17 protein-coding genes are annotated in these 19,567 nt (G+C 61.5%); 3 read left to right on the forward strand and 14 right to left on the reverse strand.

Annotated elements, in window-relative coordinates:
- Window positions 1–4: 4 nt before the first annotated feature.
- From AB8A23_RS18345 to AB8A23_RS18395, 11 genes are all read right to left on the reverse strand, one after another.
- Window positions 5–2,641 (reverse strand): TonB-dependent hemoglobin/transferrin/lactoferrin family receptor, encoded by a 2,637-nt coding sequence (locus tag AB8A23_RS18345; RefSeq protein WP_439058637.1) that lies wholly within the window; start codon window positions 2,639–2,641, stop codon window positions 5–7.
- Between the two features lie 154 nt (window positions 2,642–2,795).
- Window positions 2,796–3,740 (reverse strand): FecR family protein, encoded by a 945-nt coding sequence (locus tag AB8A23_RS18350; protein WP_439058636.1) that lies wholly within the window; start codon window positions 3,738–3,740, stop codon window positions 2,796–2,798.
- 112 nt (window positions 3,741–3,852) lie between these two features.
- Window positions 3,853–4,383 carry an RNA polymerase sigma factor gene (locus tag AB8A23_RS18355; protein ID WP_089263921.1) on the reverse strand — a complete coding sequence of 177 codons (531 nt, stop codon included), beginning with the start codon at window positions 4,381–4,383 and terminating at the stop codon, window positions 3,853–3,855.
- A gap of 4 nt (window positions 4,384–4,387) precedes the next feature.
- The gene (locus AB8A23_RS18360) at window positions 4,388–4,540 is read right to left on the reverse strand and encodes a hypothetical protein (RefSeq protein WP_176454537.1); all 153 of its coding nucleotides are present in this window, start codon (window positions 4,538–4,540) and stop codon (window positions 4,388–4,390) included.
- A gap of 154 nt (window positions 4,541–4,694) precedes the next feature.
- Window positions 4,695–5,507, reverse strand: coding sequence for a methyltransferase domain-containing protein (locus AB8A23_RS18365; protein ID WP_439058635.1), 813 nt, complete (start codon window positions 5,505–5,507; stop codon window positions 4,695–4,697).
- Window positions 5,508–5,755: 248 nt separating this feature from the next.
- A complete protein-coding gene (locus AB8A23_RS18370; RefSeq protein WP_439058634.1) occupies window positions 5,756–6,889 on the reverse strand; it encodes a hypothetical protein in 1,134 nt (377 codons plus the stop codon).
- 173 nt (window positions 6,890–7,062) lie between these two features.
- Entirely contained in the window at window positions 7,063–7,803 is a 741-nt protein-coding gene (locus tag AB8A23_RS18375) for an SDR family NAD(P)-dependent oxidoreductase (protein WP_439058633.1), read from the reverse strand.
- A gap of 163 nt (window positions 7,804–7,966) precedes the next feature.
- Entirely contained in the window at window positions 7,967–9,460 is a 1,494-nt protein-coding gene (purF, locus tag AB8A23_RS18380) for an amidophosphoribosyltransferase (RefSeq protein WP_081421779.1), read from the reverse strand.
- A 35-nt stretch (window positions 9,461–9,495) separates the two neighbouring features.
- Window positions 9,496–10,128, reverse strand: a complete 633-nt coding sequence (locus AB8A23_RS18385; protein ID WP_068731040.1) for a CvpA family protein — start codon at window positions 10,126–10,128, stop codon at window positions 9,496–9,498.
- Between the two features lie 238 nt (window positions 10,129–10,366).
- Complete coding sequence (gene radA / locus AB8A23_RS18390) at window positions 10,367–11,827, reverse strand: DNA repair protein RadA (protein ID WP_439058632.1); 1,461 nt, start codon at window positions 11,825–11,827, stop codon at window positions 10,367–10,369.
- Window positions 11,828–11,967: 140 nt separating this feature from the next.
- A complete protein-coding gene (locus AB8A23_RS18395; RefSeq protein ID WP_439058631.1) occupies window positions 11,968–12,219 on the reverse strand; it encodes a hypothetical protein in 252 nt (83 codons plus the stop codon).
- Between the two features lie 66 nt (window positions 12,220–12,285).
- Between AB8A23_RS18395 and AB8A23_RS18400 the strand changes: the two genes are divergently transcribed.
- Both AB8A23_RS18400 and AB8A23_RS18405 read left to right on the forward strand, forming a co-directional pair.
- The gene (locus tag AB8A23_RS18400; RefSeq protein WP_175366155.1) at window positions 12,286–12,552 is read left to right on the forward strand and encodes a hypothetical protein; all 267 of its coding nucleotides are present in this window, start codon (window positions 12,286–12,288) and stop codon (window positions 12,550–12,552) included.
- A gap of 276 nt (window positions 12,553–12,828) precedes the next feature.
- A complete protein-coding gene (locus AB8A23_RS18405) occupies window positions 12,829–13,191 on the forward strand; it encodes a hypothetical protein (protein ID WP_439060501.1) in 363 nt (120 codons plus the stop codon).
- Between the two features lie 87 nt (window positions 13,192–13,278).
- Here the strand turns inward: AB8A23_RS18405 and AB8A23_RS18410 are convergent, their stop codons facing one another.
- Window positions 13,279–16,755, reverse strand: coding sequence for a bifunctional diguanylate cyclase/phosphodiesterase (locus AB8A23_RS18410; RefSeq protein WP_439058630.1), 3,477 nt, complete (start codon window positions 16,753–16,755; stop codon window positions 13,279–13,281).
- Window positions 16,756–17,124: 369 nt separating this feature from the next.
- Complete coding sequence (locus AB8A23_RS18415) at window positions 17,125–17,853, reverse strand: sulfite exporter TauE/SafE family protein (RefSeq protein WP_309945537.1); 729 nt, start codon at window positions 17,851–17,853, stop codon at window positions 17,125–17,127.
- 77 nt (window positions 17,854–17,930) lie between these two features.
- On the opposite strand from AB8A23_RS18415, the gene AB8A23_RS18420 reads away from it, so the two are divergent.
- Complete coding sequence (locus AB8A23_RS18420) at window positions 17,931–18,317, forward strand: tautomerase family protein (protein ID WP_184517443.1); 387 nt, start codon at window positions 17,931–17,933, stop codon at window positions 18,315–18,317.
- Here AB8A23_RS18420 and alr read toward each other — a convergent pair.
- Window positions 18,314–19,504, reverse strand: coding sequence for an alanine racemase (gene alr, locus AB8A23_RS18425; RefSeq protein ID WP_439058629.1), 1,191 nt, complete (start codon window positions 19,502–19,504; stop codon window positions 18,314–18,316). The two genes, AB8A23_RS18420 and alr, sit on opposite strands and share 4 nt — an antisense overlap.
- Window positions 19,505–19,567 lie beyond the last annotated feature (63 nt).

Here is a 19,567-nt window from a genome sequence, read left to right on the forward strand (position 1 = left end):
ATTCCTAGAACTTGTAGTTCAGCGACACCGTCGCGGTACGGCCCGGCGCGGCGTAGAAATTGGCGCCGACCGCCGGCGCATAAGCGAGATCGGTGACGTTGTTCACCGCAAAGCGCAGCTTGGTCGCCTCGTCGAAGGCATAGGATCCGTAGATGTCGTAGACGCGGTAGCCCGGCATTTCGTAGCCACTGCGCAGCGAGCCCAGGGCAGGGACGGTCTTCGAGACGTCGACGATGCGCGTGCCCAGCGTCAGCTTCTCGTCGAACAGACGGATGCCGGCATCGAGTGTCACGCGCAGTTTCGGCTGCTCGAAGATGACAGGGGCGCCGAGGCCGCTGTTGATCGGCATGTCCCGCCCTGTCGGGCTGGTGAAACTGTCGGCGAAATCCGTGTCGATGCGCGTGACGGTGCCACCAATATAGAGGAAGCGCGCGTCGTAATTGGCCTCGACCTCGACGCCCTTCATTCGGGTGACGCCGTTGAGATTGACGTACGAGGTGTATTGTTGGGCGTTGTTCGCATTCTCGATTCGACCGAAGCTGATATAGTCGGTGATCTCACGATAGAAGCCGACGGCCTTGAAGCGGACGGTGTCGCGCTCGGTCAGGATGCCGTTGGCCAGAACATTGAATCCGGCCTCGTAGGTGTCGCCGCGTTCCGGACGCAGGAACGGGTTCGGGGCGTAGCCATGGATCTCATTTGCATCGTGGCCGCCGTTCAGGAATGATTCCATGATCGTTGGCGGCCGATAGCTCTTGGAATATTTTACGAAGGGCTGCAGCCAATCGACTGGTTGAAACGCGACCGTGAAATTCGGGAGCCAGGCCCCGCCCGATTTATCGACATCGAGATTGTACGGCCTATAAACGGTGCCAACGATGGGCACATATGTCGGTGGGACGGCTGCGCCGCAGCCGCGCGCATTGCAGATGGCCGGTCTTCCGGGATTGGTCATCCGTTGCCCGACGATCTCCTGGCTTTCGCCGTAGATCGTCGCGTTGCCCGCGACATGATACCAGTCGTAACGCACGCCGCCGATCAGGGTCACCCATTCCGCCGGCTTGAGTGTCGCGGTGCCGAAACCGCTGGCGACGTCGCGGTTTCCGCTCGGCGTGCCGCCGGTCAGCGTGCTCGAATAGTCGACACCGTTGCCGGCGACAAAACCGCGCTGCAGCGTCGTCTTGCCGGTGTCGCTGAACGCTTCCACGCCGTAATTGAGTGCCAGTGCACCGATGCCTGTCGCGAAACGGCTGGTGTTCTCGACGCTTCCGCCTAGTGTTGAGAACACGAAATTCGATGGCCCGGTCAGTGCAAACGCGCCATCGGAAACCGTGTCGTTCTTGAGGTGGTTGTAATAGAGCTTGGCTTTCAGATCGACGATGTCATTGCCCGGATTCCAGTCGACCGCGGACGTGAACGTGTCGTTGGCGACTTGCTCGCTGGACTTCAGGATTCCGCCGCGTGCGATCGTGTCATCGTAGTTTCCGGTATTGTACCGGGAGTCGTTATGCAGCCAGCCGATCGTGATCTTCACGTCCTCGGTCGTTAGCGCCTCGGCCTTGAGGATCGTCGAGAATACCTCCTGGCCGGAGAACAGGAAGACATTGCCGTCATAGGCCTTCATGCCATCGCCGATGGTACCGTTCTGGCCGATATCGTAGGCGCCGATGTTCTTGTAGCTGACGCCGCCGAGCACCGAGAAGCGTTCCGACACGCGGACGGCTGCTGCCGTCGAGCCATCGAAATTATAGGCGTTGGTACCCGTGGTGGCATTCACCACGCCGCCATACTGATTGCCGGGCTTGATCAAATCGTCGGCGATGAAGGTGCGAAAATTGACCAGGCCGCCAAGCGCACCGGCGCTGCCGACGCCCGACGTCGTACTTTTCTCCACGTCGATCTGGCGCAGGAAGGCCGTATCGACATAGGTCCGCTGCGTCGCACCGTGGCCGCCGCGCTGGAAATTCTGCCGCGCTCCGTCGATCATGGTGGCAATGCGGTCCTGGTCCTGCAGGCCGCGGATATTGACGCTGATGCCAGGGTTCTGCGCCGCCGAGCGGTTGGCATAGACGCCGGCCACATTATCCAGGAGATCGCGCGCATTGCGCGTCGGGCTGCTCTCGATCGCCTCGCGGGAAATCACGCTGACGGCTGCCGGTCGCTGATAGACCCAGTCCGGCGTTCCCTGATAGCCGGAGCCAACGCCGTCGGTTTGGGCCGCATCGACGACGATTGTGTCGAGCTGGACGCCGTCGCCGGAAGGGACGGGGCCCGCGCGGCTCTGCGACGGATCGATCAGCAGCGCGGCTTTCGGGCCGGTGATGCGATACGTAATTCCTGTGCCGGCCAGGAGCTGTGCGAGCGCCTGTGCCACGGTGTAGTTGCCGTTCAACGGTTGGCTGCGGATGTCTGGCGCGAGCTGGATCGTGTAGAGGATGCGCCATCCGCTGCTGGCGCCGAGGTCAGCAATTGCTGCTGCGAGAGGTTTGGCGGAAATGTTGAGCGGGTAGGTCGTAGGGGTGGTCGCTGTTGCTTCGACATTGTTTTGGCCAAAGGCCGGTACTGTCGTGATCAACGGCAATATGCCGATCAGCCCGCCCGCCACATGGCGAGCGACGCCCCGTCTACCCACGAACCGCATTACGCACGAACTCCGTTGTCTCATTGTTTGCTGTGCGCCGACCCAGCGCCGCGAAGAGCTTCTGCTCTTCATCCAGTTCAACGAGTCACGAAATCAAACCCACATCAGGTCTATGGGTGTTGCGGTTTAGAATTCCGGTAAACAGCGGAGGAGTTCAGTAGATAACGGTCACCCAGGGGGTGAGATGGGCGACGTTGCCCTCGATCATGCCGGCAATGGCTGTGAGGCTTTCATCGACATTCGCAGTCGGAAACGTGCCGGAGACGAGTAGATCGCTGAAGCGGCCGCGGATGACAATGCGGCTTGATGTCTGGCGCTGCAGGGCTTCGACGACCCGATGCAGCGGGACGCGGTCGAAGACCAGGCGGCCGGATATCCATGCGAGCCTGGCGTCAATGTCTCCGGTTTCGACGGTGCCGAGCTTTCCGCCGGACACGCGCACATGCTGGTTTGCCGATAGCTTGACGGTCGCATCGCGATCCTCGCCGGCGACCGACACCAGTCCGCGCTGAACTGTCACCTCGACACCATCAGCCGTCCGGTCGATATTGAAGGCAGTCCCGAGCACGCGGATTTCGCCTGCGCCGCTGTCGACCGTGAAGGCCGTCTGGTCTGGCTTTACATCGAAAAAGGCCTGGCCACGGCGCAGAACGACCCGGCGTCGACCATCCTTGAAGTCCAGGTCCAGGGCAGTGTCGGCACCGATGTTCAGGCGGGAGCCGTCCGGCAGGTCGCGGGCCATCACCTGACCACGCGCAGTGACAATATCTGCCTGCCAGTTCTCAAGCATCGATAGATTGATGACCCAGATGACGCAGGCTGCAGCGATCGCTGCGGGCAATGCCGGCCACCATCTCATCTGGCGCCGGGCAGCGATGTTGCCGAGACGATGGTCGCGTGCAGCCAGCCGAATGGCAGGCTCCTCAAGCTGCTGCCAGATCGCCGCTGCTTCGCGATAGGCAAGTTGATGACGATGATCCTCATTGAGCCATTGCCGAAAGGACGCTTCGTCGGCCTCAGTTGTCGTCCCGTCGCGTCGGATGAGCCAGAGATCAGCGGCGGCGCACTGTGCTTTCGTTGGCCGGTCGCCAGGTTTCATCAGCAATTCCTTCGATCGATCGAAAAGGCGATGCGGGAATGCTCCTGCCGTTAGAAGCGTTCCAGCTACTCCTACCTTTACAACGAGCGACGAGAAAGAACCCACATCCATTTTAGCGGAAATCTTTGCTGGCGAGATTGAGATGATCGGCCACGGCGGCGCGGCAGTGCTGCATGGCGCGTAGCAGATGTTTTTCGACAGCACTCACGGAAATGCCGAACCGCTGTCCGATCTCCGCATTGGATTCGCCATTGACACGTCGGCGAATGAAAATTTCGCGGGTTCGGGTGGGGAGCTGCGCGAGCGCGCGATCCAGTGCAGCGACGGCTTCGCGCGCCTGCAATGCTGCGTCTTCCGATGGCTGCCCGGGGCTGAGCTGTTCAGGCAGTACGTCGGCGAGCATATGATGCCGCCGCGATGCCGTCAGGTTATGGTCGATCGCGGCGTTCCGGGCTGCAGCGTAGAGGACGCGCTTGTTGTCTTCATCCGAGCCGTTAGTCCCGGCGGCAAGCACCCGGGCGAAGACATCCTGGACGATCTCCGAAGCCACTTCACGATCGCGGACCCGGCGACGTACCAGCGTTTCGAGATGAGCGCGATGTGATGTAAAGAGCCTCGCGATCGTGCTCTTCCAGAGGGTCATGATGTCACGCGTTCGAACAAGACGGGATTCGATGCGTTGCGGTGATCATTGAGAACGGGACGATAGCTGACCCATACAGACGATAGGTTGTCTGCATGACGAGATCGTCGACCATGTCACCGACGGCGCCAATGTCGCTATCGGAAATCTCGCTCATCACCGGTTCCTGTAGTCAGGATATTCCTGATTGTCCGGCAGAGATAGACGGTACCACCGTCCAGCTCAAGTTATTGATGAGGACGTGATATAGAACGGTTCGAAATTCACGGAAGCCCGGCCATGCGAAGTGCCGGCACGGGATATTCCGACACTCAGGCCGCAGCCACGATCACGTGTGCCTGAATTTTAGCAGCAACCTCGCCGTTGCCATGTCTGCGCGCAATTTCAGATGCTGCGTAGTCAGTTGCAGCTTCCAGTTTTCCCGCGTCTCTGGCTTCGATTTCGGTGCGAAGAACAGTTCCCTGACAATAAGCAACGGCCGGAAGGCGCGGCGAGGATGCACGGCTTTGTTCGGCTCTCGTCTCGATCATCACATGGGAGAAACCTGCGTCCTCCAGCTCGCGACGGATCAGTGCCGTATCGTGGTAGCCGTGTGGCGTGCGCGCCAGAAAGCGCGGCGGATCGTTCGGGAAAATCTTTGCGAGAGCATTCGTCACATCGTCAGCAAATACATTGTCCTCGATGCGATCCCATACATTGAATAAAAGATGTCCTCCGGGCTTCAGAACTCGCTTTGCTTCGCGGTAGGCGGCTGGGCGGTCGGGAAAGAACATCGCGCCGAACTGACAACACACGAGATCGAAGGCCGCATTTTCAAACGGGAGCGCCAGAGCATCCGCTTGTCGCCACGTGATGCGATTGTCCGGAGCTTGTTGCGACGCGGCGTAGTCGAGCATCGGCTGGTTGAGGTCGGTGACAATATAGCTTGCGCCGGGGGATAATCTTGGCGCCAACGCGCGGGTGACAACTCCGGTGCCCGCGGCGATTTCCAGAACGGCGCCTGGCGCGAAAGACGCTGCGCGTTGTGCGAGATCTGCGGCGTAGGGCTCGAAAATCAACGGCACCATATAGCGATCGTAGTTTTCCGGAATCGAGCCAGCGAACAACTTGTCGGTTTCCAGCATTGCTATCACCCGTCGTCCGTTTGATGGCGCGCGAGACTAGCATGTATTGTCGGCGTCGTCCCGAAGGGCGAGAGCCGAGCCAGGGCCATTGCGTTTGGCTGTACGTCAGCGATTCAAATTCCCAAACCGAGAGCGCAAACGATGGAGCTGTCCAGATGATGGACGGCTCCATTGTTCGCATGCACCAGCATGGGGCGTGCATCGTCGGGACCGGAAACAGACGATCTGGCTATAACTCGTAGCGACAGCTACTTCAGCGCATCCGAGACAAGCCTGAATTTCTGGATGCGCTTTCCGGTGTCGACTTCGGCCGTGTAGACGTTGCCCTTGGTATCGACTGCCATGGCGTGAATCCAGTGGAACTGGCCGGCCTGACGGCCATTACGGCCGAAGGTGCCGACGACCTTGCCGTCGTCGCGATTGATGACGCGGATCTCGTTGTTCTCACCATCCGCTGTTAGCAGCCAGCTCTGCTTAGGATCGGGCCACACCGCGAGATCCCACACCGCGCCGTTGCCGAGGGTGGCCTTCTCGTAGAACCACTCCTTCACGAAGCTGCCGTCCTTCTTGAACACCTGCACGCGGTTGTTGATGCGGTCGCAGACATAGACGAGGCCGTCATTGGCGAGCTTCACGCAATGCACGGGATTGCCGAACTGCTGCGACACCGGCGCATTGGGGTCGTAGGCCGCCTGCTTGTCGTCATTCGGCTTGTTGCCATAGGCACCCCAGTGCCGCTTGTAGGCGCCGGTGGTGGCGTCGAACACGATGACGCGGCGATTGCCGTAGCCGTCTGCGACATAGATCTCGTTGGCATCCTTGTCGATGGCGGTCTCGGCGGGCTTGCCGAGCTGGGTGGTGTCGTTGCTGCCCTTGCTCGGCGCGATCTTGCCGATCTGCATGACGAACTTGCCGTCGGTGGTGAATTTCAGGATCGCATTGTCGTTGTCGAGATTGCCACCGACCCAGACGAAGCCTTTCTCGTCGACTTCGATGCCATGCTCGCGGCCGACCCATTCATAGCCTTCGCCAGGACCGCCCCATGAGCGCAACAGATTGCCGGCGGCATCGAACTCCAGCACCGGCGGCGCTGAGACGCAGCACTTCGAACGCGGCGGATTGAGTGCCGCGCCTTTCTCGTCATCGGTGAGCGAGCGCGGGCGGTGGATCACCCAGATGTGGCCGTCCTTGTCGGTCGTGATGCCGCCGACCTGGCCGAGGATCCAGTTGTTCGGCAGCGGCTTCGGCCAGGACGCGTCGACCTCGAAGCGGGGGATATCGGCGGCGCGGGAGGAGGGAGGTGCGAGGGACAGCGCGGCGAAAGCGAGGGCTGCTGTTGCAAGTGCACGCAGTGACCGCGCGCGATGAGTTGGCGACGCCATGACGACCTCCCTGATTGTCGGTGCGGGTTGTCCCGCTTGGGAGGGAGTGAAGTACCGTCGTGATGCAGAGTCAATCTTGCGGCGCGGTGTGTAGGGCGGATTAGCCGTAGGCGTAATCCGCCGCCCACATGATGAGTCGGCGGGTTACGCTTCGCTAACTCGCCCTACGGTGCTTACGCCGGCGGATGAAAGCCCATCACCTTGCCGGTCTTGTAATCAACGAACTTGCCCGTCTCCGTCCATGACGGCAGGCAGAGCGGCACGATGGTCTCGGCAACTTGCGCCGGCGTGTTGAGCGTCTCGGGATCCTCGCCGGGCATCACAATGGCGCGCATATGCGTGCGCACGGGGCCGGGATTGAACAGGTTGACGCGGATATTCGTGGTCGCGGTCTCGTTGGCCCAGACCCGGACCAATGTTTCCAGCGCAGCCTTGGAGACGGCATAGGGGCCGCGATAGGCAGAGGCCTTGCTGGCGGTGCCGGATGTGACGAACACGGCGCGGCCCGCATCGGACTGCTGCAGCAGTGGCTCCATGCAGCGGATCAGCTGGAAGTTGGCCGTGAGGTTGGTGGCCATGGTGTCGTTCCAGGCCTTCAGCTCGATATGGCCGAGCGGCGACGAGGGGCCTGCGACGCCGGCATTGCCGACCAGAATGTCGAGCTTACCGTGGCGCTCATGCAAAGCAGCGCCGAGGCGCGACAGGCCGTCGAGATCGGTGATGTTCAGCGGCACCAGCGTGGCGCTGCCGCCCTCGGCACGGATCGCGTCGTCGAGTTCTTCAAGGCCACCCTGGGTGCGGGCCACGGCGACGATGTGCGCGCCGGCCTTGGCCAGCGCCAGCGCGGTGGCATAGCCGATGCCGCGCGAGGCGCCGGTGACGAGGGCGATGCGGGAGGCGAGGGGAAGGGTCATGGCGCGGCTCATAAATCTCAGGCGTCCTCCCCGCGAAGGCGGGGATCCATACACGGGAGGGTTATGATGCGGAAAGGTGGTTGTGTCTAATCCAGAGCCAAACAAATTAGATCGTGGCTATGGGTCCCCGCTTTCGCGGGGATGACACCCGATAAGACTGCGATCAGCTCGCCTCGGCCAGCAGCGAGAGCTGCCGCGGGGCATCGATCTCGCTCATGTCGGTGAGCGGGGTCGGATAGTCGCCGGTGAAGCAGTGGTCGGCGAATTTCGGATGGGCGGGATCGCGGCCGGGTTCGCCCATGGCGCGGTAGATGCCGTCGACCGAGACGAAGGCCAGCGAGTCCGCGCCGATCAGGTCGCGCATTTCTTCCAGCGTGTGCGTGGCGGCCAAAAGACCCGCGCGGTCCGGCGTGTCGATGCCGTAATAGTCGGGATGGGTGATCGGCGGCGACGCAATACGGAAGTGGACTTCCCTGGCGCCGGCGTCGCGCATCATCTTGACGATCTTCTTCGAGGTGGTGCCGCGCACCAGACTGTCGTCGATCAGCACAATGCGCTTGCCTTCGATGGCGGCGCGGTTGGCCGAATGTTTCATGCGCACGCCGAGTTCGCGCACGCTCTGGGTCGGCTGGATGAAGGTGCGGCCGACATAGTGATTACGGATGATGCCGAGTTCGAACGGCACGCCCGAAGCGCGGGAGTAGCCGATCGCGGCAGGCACGCCGGAGTCCGGCACCGGCACGATCACGTCGGCTTCCACATGGGTCTCGCGGGCGAGCTGTTCGCCCATTGCCTTGCGGGTGTCGTAGACCGAACGTCCGCCGACGATCGAGTCCGGACGTGCGAAATAGATATATTCGAAGATGCAGGGGCGCGGCGCTTGCGGCGCGAACGGCTTGTGGCTCTGCGCGCCGTTCTCGTCGAACACGATGACTTCGCCAGGCTCGATGTCGCGAATGTACTTGGCGCCGATGATGTCGAGCGCGCAGGTTTCCGAGGCGAGGATCGGCGAGCCGTCAAGTTCACCCAGCACCAGCGGGCGGATGCCGAGCGGATCACGGGCGCCGACCAGCTTCTTGTTGGTCAGCGACACCAGCGCATAGGCGCCTTCGATGGCGCGGAGTGCTTCAATATAGCGGTCGATGAAACGGTTGCGCTTGGAATGCGCGACGAGGTGCAGGATGACCTCGGTGTCGGTCGTCGACTGCATCATCGCGCCGTTCTTCACGAGCTCGCGGCGCAGGGTCAGACCGTTGGTGAGGTTGCCGTTATGGGCTACTGCAAAACCGCCGGCATTGAGTTCGGCGAATAGCGGCTGGACGTTGCGGAGAATGGTTTCGCCCGTGGTGGAGTAGCGGGTGTGGCCGACGGCGGCGGTGCCGGGCAGGCGCTCGATCACTTCGCGGCGGGAGAAGGTGTCGCCGACGAGGCCGAGGCGACGTTCGGAATGGAAGCGCTTGCCGTCGAAGGCGACGATGCCGGCCGCTTCCTGGCCGCGATGCTGGAGGGCGTGGAGACCGAGCGCGGTGATCGCCGCCGCATCGGGATGGCCGTAGATACCAAATACACCGCATTTTTCGCGGAGCATGTCGCCGTCTAGATCGGGATTTCGCATGGTGGTGCTCGCGTCGTCGGAAGGGCTCTGCATCGGATCCATCGCGCCTTTCAGGTGTCGCGAGAAACTAAGAACGCCTAGCGTCCCGCCGGTTTGCCATCGATCAGCTTTTTCAGGCTGTCGCGGGCAGGTTTGGAATAGCCATCCGCGGCGCCGGGCGCTGCGGGCTCGGCGTCGGTCGTATCCTCATCGGGTTTGTTTTTCTTGAACCTCTTCAAGATGGTGTTTTCAGGGTCATCCGGCAAGAGTGCCATCAGCCAATCGCCGGTTCCCTGCAGAACGACGCGCGATTTTGCACCCGTGACCCAGTCCGGACGCTGCTTGTCCGGTACCAGCCAGGAGAAGAACAGGAAGGCGACGACCACGATCAGGAGGCCGCGGGCGAGGCCGAACAGGAAGCCGAGCGTGCGGTCCAGCGCGCCGATGCGCGAATCCAGGATCATATCGGAGATGCGGACGGTGATGATCGAGACCACGATCAGCGTGCCGATGAACACGCCGGCCACCACCACGATGCTGGCGACGGTATCGTTGTTGAAATAAGTTTTAGCGGTCGGGAGCAGTTTCTGGAAAGCAAACAGGGTGACCAGCGCCGCCGCGCCCCAGGCCGCGATCGACAGGATCTCGCGCATGAAGCCGCGGACCATGGCCAGCAGGCCGGAGATCAGCATGACGCCGAGCAGGACAAGGTCGAGAATCGTGATCGGCATCGGCTGGTCAGGTCCGCTCGTGAATCAGAAACCGCGAATCGGCACAGGCTGCCGCTTCAGGTGACGGTGATATGGCACGTCTCGCAAGGCCGGAAAACCGCTATCGGCCGCAAGAGCACACCTGATCACACCATTGTTCCGCTTTCGGCAGAGTGCCTTAACGGAGCGTGTTGCACATCTGCGCAGTCTGTCGCGCGCGCATTCTATAGCGGCCGCGGCAGCGCAGGTCACGTCGCTGTCAGCCGTCCTGGCGCTTGAATCGCACCGGTGCGGTATTTTTCTCGGCATCTGTGCTTTTGCTGTTGTCGCGCGTGGGTTTGACGCCGCGCGCAGCGATATCGGCGACCAGCGAGGTCAGGCCGCCGATGGTATTCAGCGACAGTCCGGCATCGCCGCCGGGGTCGCCGCGCGCCGATTCCGGCAGTACTGCGCGGCCGAAGCCGAGTTTTGCCGCCTCTTTCAGCCGCGCCGAGGTCTGCGCCACCGGGCGCACGGCGCCGGACAGCGAGATTTCGCCGAAATAGACGGCGTCGGTGGGCAGCGGCGCATTGCACAGCGACGACACCAGTGCCGCGGCCGCGGCCATGTCGGCGGCGGGCTCGTTGATGCGCAATCCGCCGGCGACATTGAAATAGACGTCGTAGCCCGACAGCTTGACCCCGCAATGGGCTTCCAGCACGGCCAGCACCATGGACAGCCGGGATGAATCCCAGCCCACCACGGCGCGGCGCGGCGTGCCCAAAGTCGTCGGCGCAACCAGAGCCTGCAGTTCCACCAGCACCGGGCGGGTGCCCTCCATGCCGGCGAAGACGGCGGTGCCCGGCGAGCCGAGGTCGCGATCGGACAGGAACAGTTCGGACGGGTTGGAGACCTCGCGCAGGCCAAGCCCGGTCATCTCGAACACGCCGATCTCGTCGGTTGGGCCGAAGCGGTTCTTCACGGCGCGCAGGATGCGGAACTGCTGCGAGCCTTCGCCCTCGAACGACATCACGGCATCGACCATATGCTCGACCACACGGGGCCCGGCGATCTGGCCGTCCTTGGTGACATGGCCGACCAGGATGATGGTGGCTCCGGATTTCTTGGCGAAGCGAATGAGCGCCTGCGCCGAGGCGCGGACCTGAGTCACTGTGCCCGGCGCGGATTCCACGGTGTCGGTCCACATGGTCTGGATCGAGTCGATCACGATCAGCCGCGGCACCCTGCCTTCGGACAGCGTGGCGACGATATCTTCGACCGAGGTCTCGGACGCGAGCTGCACCGAGGCGTCTGCAAGGCCCAACCGCGACGCGCGCAGCCGCACCTGTGCCACGGCTTCTTCGCCGGAGATGTAAACCACGCGATGGCCGGCCCGCGCCATCAGGCTGGTGGCCTGCGTCAGCAAGGTCGATTTACCGATGCCGGGATCGCCGCCGATCAAGAGCACCGAGCCGCGCACGAAACCGCCGCCCGTGACGCGGTCGAGCTCGCCCATCCCCGAGGCAATGCGCGGCGCATCGTTGCTCTGGCCGGTCAGGCTTTCGAGATTGAAGGTGCGCCCCTTGCGCTTGGAGCGCGCGCTGACCGGAATCGTGGTGACGCCGGTGGTGTCCTCCTCGGCCAGCGAATTCCACTCGCCGCAGGCGTCGCACTTGCCCTGCCACTTGTTATAGGCGGCACCGCAATTCTGGCAGACGAAGGAGAGGAGGTTTTTGGCCATTGGCGGAAGGAATCGCGACTGTGGGTGTTTTTGGTTTGTTCTCTTGGTCTACGCGGTTGAACGGGGCATTTGCAAGTTTCTTCTCGAAGGGTTCGCCAGCCTCGCCGGGTGGGACGCATCGACCGGCACATGGGCAAGGTCTATTTGGTTGCCAAAATTCCGACGCGCGAGAACTGGTCGGCAATGTCGGCCTGGATCGCCTTTGCCGCGGCGATGCCGGAGGTGCAGCCTCTGCAGTGGTCCTGTTCAACTTGGCGATTGCTTACGCTCGGTAGACGCGCCGCGAGCAGCAGTGGTGAGCAATCGAGGCTGCTCGACCAACGAGCTGAGCCGCAGTCCAGCGCTTCGCGAGTCCAATTTGTTCCGCGCAGGAGCTCGCGTGGAACTGCCATGCGACGAATCCTTCATTAACCTCCGCCCGATAGCCTCACCGCAGTGACGTCAGCGTGAGGTGTGCGGTGCGTATTTTGATGATCGTGCTGGGTGCGGCGACGCTGGCGACGCCGGTACTTGCCTCTGACTACCGCGATGCGCGCTATCGTGCCGGCACCGCGCGCTATCCCATCACGATGGATACCGGCATTCGCGCGCCGCCGCCGCTTTATTATGTGGAAGCGCCGCCGCGTTATGTGCGGGATCTGAGAACGGGCGAACCGGGCCAATGGGTGGTTCGCCAACCGAGTGTGTTCGAGCAACTCTTCGGGCTGCCCCGCGACGGTTATTAAGATAGTCCGCAGGGACCGGTTGATCTCACGCTGCGCTGGGCTGTGAATCCGAACGCAGCGCAATGTGCCTGCCTTGGCATCCTCATATGTTGCCGTCATCAAATCTTAAGCACGTTCATCAAGGTAAATATCAGGACCGCGTTGACCGGTGGTGGTGCTTGGCTGAGTGTCGCGCATCAAAGCGATACGAACCCATTTCAAACAAGCTCGCCACGGGGTCTCATCATGACAAAATTGATTGCTGCTGCGCTGTTCGCCACTGTCGCCGGAATGGCGATGCCCGGTGTTGCCTCGGCTGGCTGCTATAATTGCTACGCGCCACCGCCGCCGTGCCAGACTTGCTATCAGCAGCAGGTGGTGCCGCCGCAGTATCGTACGGTCGAAGAGACGGTGATGGTCGCTCCCGGCCGCACCGTCGCGCGCCGCACGCCGGCGCAGTACGAGACGGTGATGGTCCCGAAGACCGTGATGGTTGCGCCTGCGCGTGTCGATTACGAGCGCATTCCGGCGCAATACGCCACGCAGCAGCGTGTGCAGATGGTCGCTCCGGCGCAGGTCTATTACGCACCGGTGCAGCAGGGCTGCTCGACCTGCAATCGCGGTTTCAACTTCGGCTCAAGCTACGGATACGGCTACTAAGCCGCGGGTAGCTCAGATTTTCAGGACTGCGATCGGCCGCCTCAGGGTGGCCGATTTGCGTTTGGGGGAGGCCACCGGTGGCGGCGGTCATCTCCCTGCGGTGATGACCTCTGCGCACAACTCGCCGTCAGCAGCACCATTTCCAAATGAAACTGCGGCATCGAGGTCGAATTCGGAGAGCGGGACGGGCCGACCGAACAGAAAGCCCTGGACGAGGTCTACGCCTGCAGCCTGCAGATATTCAAATTGCTCTTCGGTCTCGACACCCTCCGCCGTCGTTGCGATGCCAAGACCATGGGCCAGCGCAAGCACCGAGGACACTACCGCTGCGCAATCGCGGCGATCGGGAGCGCCTTGTGCGAAGGATTTGTCGATCTTGATCCTGTCGAACGGGAAATTGGTCAAATAACTCGCCGTTGAATAACCAGTGCCAAAATCATCGAGCGCTATGGAGATGCCGAGATTCTTCAGCTGCCGTATCGTCCCCAGATGCGCCGTCGCGTTCTCAAGAAGAGCCGTCTCCGTAATTTCCAACTCCAGCCGTTCAGGCGAAAGACCCGTCTCCATCAGAGTATCCAGCATGACGTCGAGCAGCTTTCCCTTGCTGACTTGAACCGCAGAGATGTTGACCATGATCTTGAGGTGAGCCGGCCACGACGCTGCATCCGTGCAAGCCTGGTGCAGGATCCACTCGCCAAGAGGAAGGATCAGCCCCGTCGCTTCCGCGAGCGGAATAAATTGATCGGGAGCGATGAGCCCTTTCGACGGATGTCGCCAGCGGACCAGCGCCTCGGCGCCGCGGATCTGCCGTGTCTTGGCGTCAACCACCGGCTGGTAGTGCACTTCGAATTCATTTCGCGCGATCGCGTCCCGCAGTTCGTTTGCCAATATCTTCTGCGAGTGGGCAGCCTCGATCATTTCGGACTGGAACAGGCGGAAATCGTTTCGCCCGCCCGTCTTGGCGTCGTAGAGCGCGAGATCTGCTTTTCTCAACAGGTCCTCGGGATCGACGCCCTGTTCCGGAGCGAGGGCAATTCCAATGCTGATCCCGATGCTGGCTTGGTGGCCGTTGAGATCAAATGGCTGAGCAATGGCATCGATGATCCTGAGGGCAAGCACGATTGCACCCTCCTGCGGATTGGGGCCGCCGTCCTGGATGATCGCAAACTCGTCACCGCCAAGGCGGGCTAGCACATCGGTTTCGCGAGTCGACGATTTCAGTCGTTGTGCGAACTCAACAAGCAAACGATCCCCAGCAGGATGTCCCAGCGTGTCGTTGACGGTCTTGAATCTATCGAGGTCGAGCATGACCACGGCAAAGCCATCGTCATGGCGGCTAAGACGCTGGCTCGCCTCCTCAAGTTTCTCGGTAAACAGTGTTCGGTTGGCAAGTCCCGTGAGCGCATCGTGACGCGCCAGATGAACGATCTCGGCCTCTGCGCGTCGCCGTTCGGTGATATCTTCGTGCGTTGCAACCCAACCGCCGTCTTTCATCGGCTGTCGGGTGACGAGCATCAATCGCCCATCCGCAAATTCATCGACCCTGGCCGAGCTTGAATCGGTCGAGTGCTGGCCCAATTCAGCTATCTTTTTCCTGATGGCTGGTTCGCTCGTCCCGCCCTTGAGAATGCCACGGGAGACGCGATCGGCGATGATAGCCTCATGAGGCGTCCCGACTTTCAACAAAGCCGCAGGCAACTGGTATAGTTCCGCATAACGATCATTCCAGACAACGAGCCGTTTCGCTCCGTCGAACATGCAGAGACCCTGCGACATGTTGCTCAGCGCAATGTCGAAGCGTTCGTTGGTCTGCTCCAGCTCCACGGCTTTCGTGGCCAGCAACTGCTCCCTGTGTTTTTGCGCCGTGACATCTTCATGAGTCGCCAGCCACCCTTCGGTCGGCATCAGATGGCGCGTCATCGAAATGAGGCGCCCGTCGACAAGCTCCTGGACCTCTTTCTCCAGTTTCAGTTTGGCGTCGACAAGGACATCCGCAGCCATTTCGCAATTTGTTCTCTTCGCCCGGCGATATTCAATGATTTGCCGCAGCGTAGTCCCTGGCTTCACCTGTTCCTCGCTGAGGTGATAGATTTCCGCATAGCGCGCATTTGAAAGAATGATCCTCTGCTCACCATCAAACAGCGAAAGACCCTGCGACATGTTGTTCATCGCGGCGTCGAAGCGCATGTTGATCCGCTCGAGTTCAGCAGCTTTATCAGTCAACAAGCGCTGTGCGCGTTTCTGCTCGGTGATGTCTTCATGGGTTGCGACCCATCCGCCATCCGCAATCGACCTGCGTTGAATTAAAATCACGCGACCGTCGGCAGTCATAAAAATCTGTCTTTGCTTCGTCGGAATCTCCTGAACATCCCCCTCGATGGACAAATCGTGCTTTCCGCGATCTTTGAGGGCCTGCAGCATGAGAGACAAGGGTGTTCCGGGCCTGACGAGTTCTTCCGGGAAACCGTACATCTCGCGGAAGCGGCCATTCGAAACCACCAGATTCTTGTTCGCGTCAAACAGGCAGAGCCCTAGCGACATGTTGCTCAAGGCAGCATCGAACTGCATGTTCGTTCGTTCCAGAATCCTAGTTTTCACGGCAAGACTATTCGTCTGGCGCAAAATCCTAAACGTGCCGAACAAGATGACGGCAACGATCATGGCGACGAGCGGGCCCACCATGTAAAGGTGCTGGCGCCATGGTCCCAGCACCTCACTGCGGGCGTATGTGATGACCAAGACCAGCGGCAGTCCGGGCACGGCCTTGTACCCCGCGAGGCGCGCGATGCCGTCGATAACGCCTATCGTCTCGTAGGTGCCCGCTTCCGATTTTGGCAGATATTCGGAGACGAGCGGGCTATCCGCGAAAGATTTTCCGATGGCTCCTTTTCTCGCGGGCTCTCGCGCAAGAACCCGTCCCGTGCCCGCGCGATGCAGCAACAGCACGGATCCGCCCTTGCCGACATCGATCGCGCGATAGACCTGCGTGAAATGTGTCGGGTCGAGCGGCGCAGTTACGACCCCTGCAAAGCTGCCGTCGGCGTTGCTTAACCGGCGCGACGCCGCCGTCAACCATTTGTCGGTGACAGCCGAGGGATAGGGGGGCGCAATAAACAGCCGGCCATCGGCCTGATCGCGTTGAGCGGTGAAGTGCAACATGTCGGAGATATTGCTTCGCGGCGGCGTGCGATCGTAGGAATGCGCCAGAAGGTTACCGGCTGCATCTGTCCAGCCGACGGCAACGACGATCGATGAGGCCTTCTTGAGAAGACGCAACGCGGTATTTGCGGCTTCGGGCGTTGCATACTTTCCCGAAAGGTTATCTTCGCGAATTCTCTCGGCTTCGAGCAGTGTTCGATCGATCCCCTCAAAGGTCAGCGCCGTGTGTTCGGCGAGAATCTCGGCGATGTTCAGTGCTGCCTTTCTTGCCTCAGAAAGCGCCGCATGATGGCGCGCCTGCAGATCCACCAAAAACACAACGATGATCGACGTCGCAAAGAAGACGCCGAGCACCACCAATGAAAATCCTGGCAGCCGGGCCAGTCTTCCATAGAACGCGCGCATGAAGCGTCCAGTAGTCGTTACAAATGAAACAAATGAAATTCCGGATTTCAGCGTGGATGACGAACCTTAATAATAGGTTGGAAATATTGGCTTTACTGTACGCGGCGAGGCAAAGGATTATGTTGCACTGCGCACGTTGGAAATGCGGATTCGCGAGATACTAATACCTGTTGCTGGCTGATCGCCATCTATGAACATCAGTCGTACGTACTTGTAAGTAATCGATACAACTTTAAACAGCGCCAGTTTCCAGCGGCCCGCCGTTTGGAAATCTCCTGTTGGCGCTTTTCGGACCCGAGTCGATGTCCTGTTTGAGCCTGCAACTCGCGGGGTAGCGGACATACTTACCGCGATTTGTGAGTCCACGCCCTAGATCAGCGCCATGCCTGACAGCACCATGCTTGCGCCAGCCAGAAGCATGATCCCGTCCATGACCAGGCGGAACGTCTCGACGCTCAGCTTCAGTACGTAGCGCTTGGCGATGAATGCGCCGGCCATCAGCGAGGCGCCGGCGATCAGGCCTTTCACAAGCACGTCGAGATCGAGCGCGCCAAACCGCTGGAAGGTGACAGACTTGCTGAGATACAGGCCGAGCGAACTCGCGGCTTCGGTGGCGAGGAAGGCGCCCTTGGCGAGGCCGTAAAACAGAAACAGCGGCACGCTGAGTGGGCCGCTGGAGACGACGATGCCGGTCAGATAGCCAATGATCGCGCCGCCAAGTGCGAGTTGCCACAGGCTGATGGTGAAGGAGCGCCGCGCCAGCCAGTGGCGCAGCGGCACCATGGCAATGAAGAACAGTCCGATGGTGAGATCGACCACATGCGACGGCAGCACCAGCAGCGTGCGTGCGCCCAGGGCTGCAGCTGGAATGCCGGTGAGCGAATAGGCGGCGGTGGCGCGCCAGTCGACCTCGCGCCACCAGGCGAGGATGCGCGACAGGTTGGCCATCACGGCTGCGACCGCCATGATCGGCACGGCTTCCTTCGGCCCGAATTGCCAGACCAGCACCGGCATCAGCATGATCGACGAGCCGGTGCCGACGATCCCGGAAATGGTGCCGGCGATAAGGCCGACCGTGCAGACGAAGATGAAGTTCAAGGCGCGACTCTCCAAGCGCGGGACGCTACAAGAGCGCTCCAGTCGTGTGGGTGCAACCGATCCGATGGGAGACGACGATGCCAGTCACAAGAATAGTCACCGGAGAATGGGCGCGGGGCCGTGAGATCGAGGTCATCGAGGCCGTGCAGTCGGCGATGCTGGCGGCGCTCAAAATTCCCGACTGGGACCGCGACGTGACGGTGGACACCTATAGCGAAACGCAGCGCATCGTGCCGACCGGGCGCTCGCAGCGTTTTACGCGGGTCGAGATCACGATGTTTGCCGGCCGCTCCATCGAGGCCAAGCGAAGCCTCTATAAGACGATCGTGCAGAACCTTGCGGCGCTCGGCGTTCCGGAACTCGAGATCAAGATCGTCCTGAACGAACAGCCTTTGGAGAACTGGGGCGTGCGCGGCGGCCTGCCGGCCTCCGAGATCGAACTCAGCTTCAAGGTCGACGTCTAGGACGCGGCGGCGGGCTCTGCGGCGGCGGTGCCGTCGTCGCCCTTGTAGACCCGCAGGTAGCGTCGGCCGAGGCTGGTCAGCACCTCATAGGCGATGGTGCCGTAGTGATGCGCAAGTTCGTCGACGGTGATGCCGTCGCCGATCAGCGTCGCCAGATGGCCGCGGCGGGCGGCGTTATGGGGCAGGTCGGTGATGTCCACCGCGAGCAGATCCATGGAGATGCGGCCGGCGATTGGGCAGCGCTGGCCGGCGATAATCACCTCGGCGCCGCGGGTGCCGTCGCTGCTGCCGGCCGCGCGGAAATAGCCATCGGCATAGCCGGCCGCGATGATCGCAAGTCTGGTCGGACGCCGCGCCACCCAGGTGGCACCGTAGCCGACACTGTCGCCGCGCTCGACACTGCGGGTCTGCAGGATGCGCACCTTGAGATCGACCACAGGTGCCATCGGGTTGTCGGCTTCCGGCGTCGGATTAACGCCGTAGAGCGCAGCACCCGGACGCATCAGATCGAACTGATAGGCCGCGCCGAGATAGATGCCCGACGAATTCGCGAGGGATGCAGGCACGCCGGAGAACAGCGATGACGCCTCGCGGAAACTGGAATATTGCCGGGCGTTCATCGGATTGTGCAGTTGTTCAGCACAGGCGAGGTGGCTCATCACCAGCGTGAAGCCGTGATCGCCCGAGCCGAGGCGCGGGATCAGGCCCTGGACGTCAACCAGGCCGAGGCCCAGCCGGTTCATGCCGGTGTCGATATGCACCGCCGCGCCGCCCTTCCAGCCGGTGCGGCGACAGAACATGTCCCATTCGGCGAGTTCGTTGAGGTCGCCGATCACGGGCTGCACATTGATAGCGGCCAGCGCATCGCCGGAATTCGGCGGAAAACCATTCAACAGAAAGATCGCGGCTTCGGGCGCGGCGGCGCGCGCGGCGCGGGCTTCATCGAAGGTGGCGACAAAGAAGGTCCTGCAGCCCGCCTTCGCCAGCGCGCGCACCACGGGGGTGATGCCGCAGCCATAGGCGTCGGCTTTCACCGCTGCGCCGCATTCGGCGGGCACGCCGTGTTTTTCGAGCTTGCGCCAATTGGCGACGATGGCGTCGAGATCGATGGTCAGGATGCCGCTGGCGTCTGCGGGCAACTCCATGTCGGCGGGAGTTGTTGGTTTCGGGGCGGAGACGCTGTTCATCGAAATGTCCTGGCACAGGGATCGTGTGATGGGATCACACGATCGAATTCTGCGCCGCACAAT

Source organism: Tardiphaga sp. 619_E2_N8_4 (assembly GCF_051810905.1).
Classification (GTDB): domain Bacteria; phylum Pseudomonadota; class Alphaproteobacteria; order Rhizobiales; family Xanthobacteraceae; genus Tardiphaga; species Tardiphaga robiniae.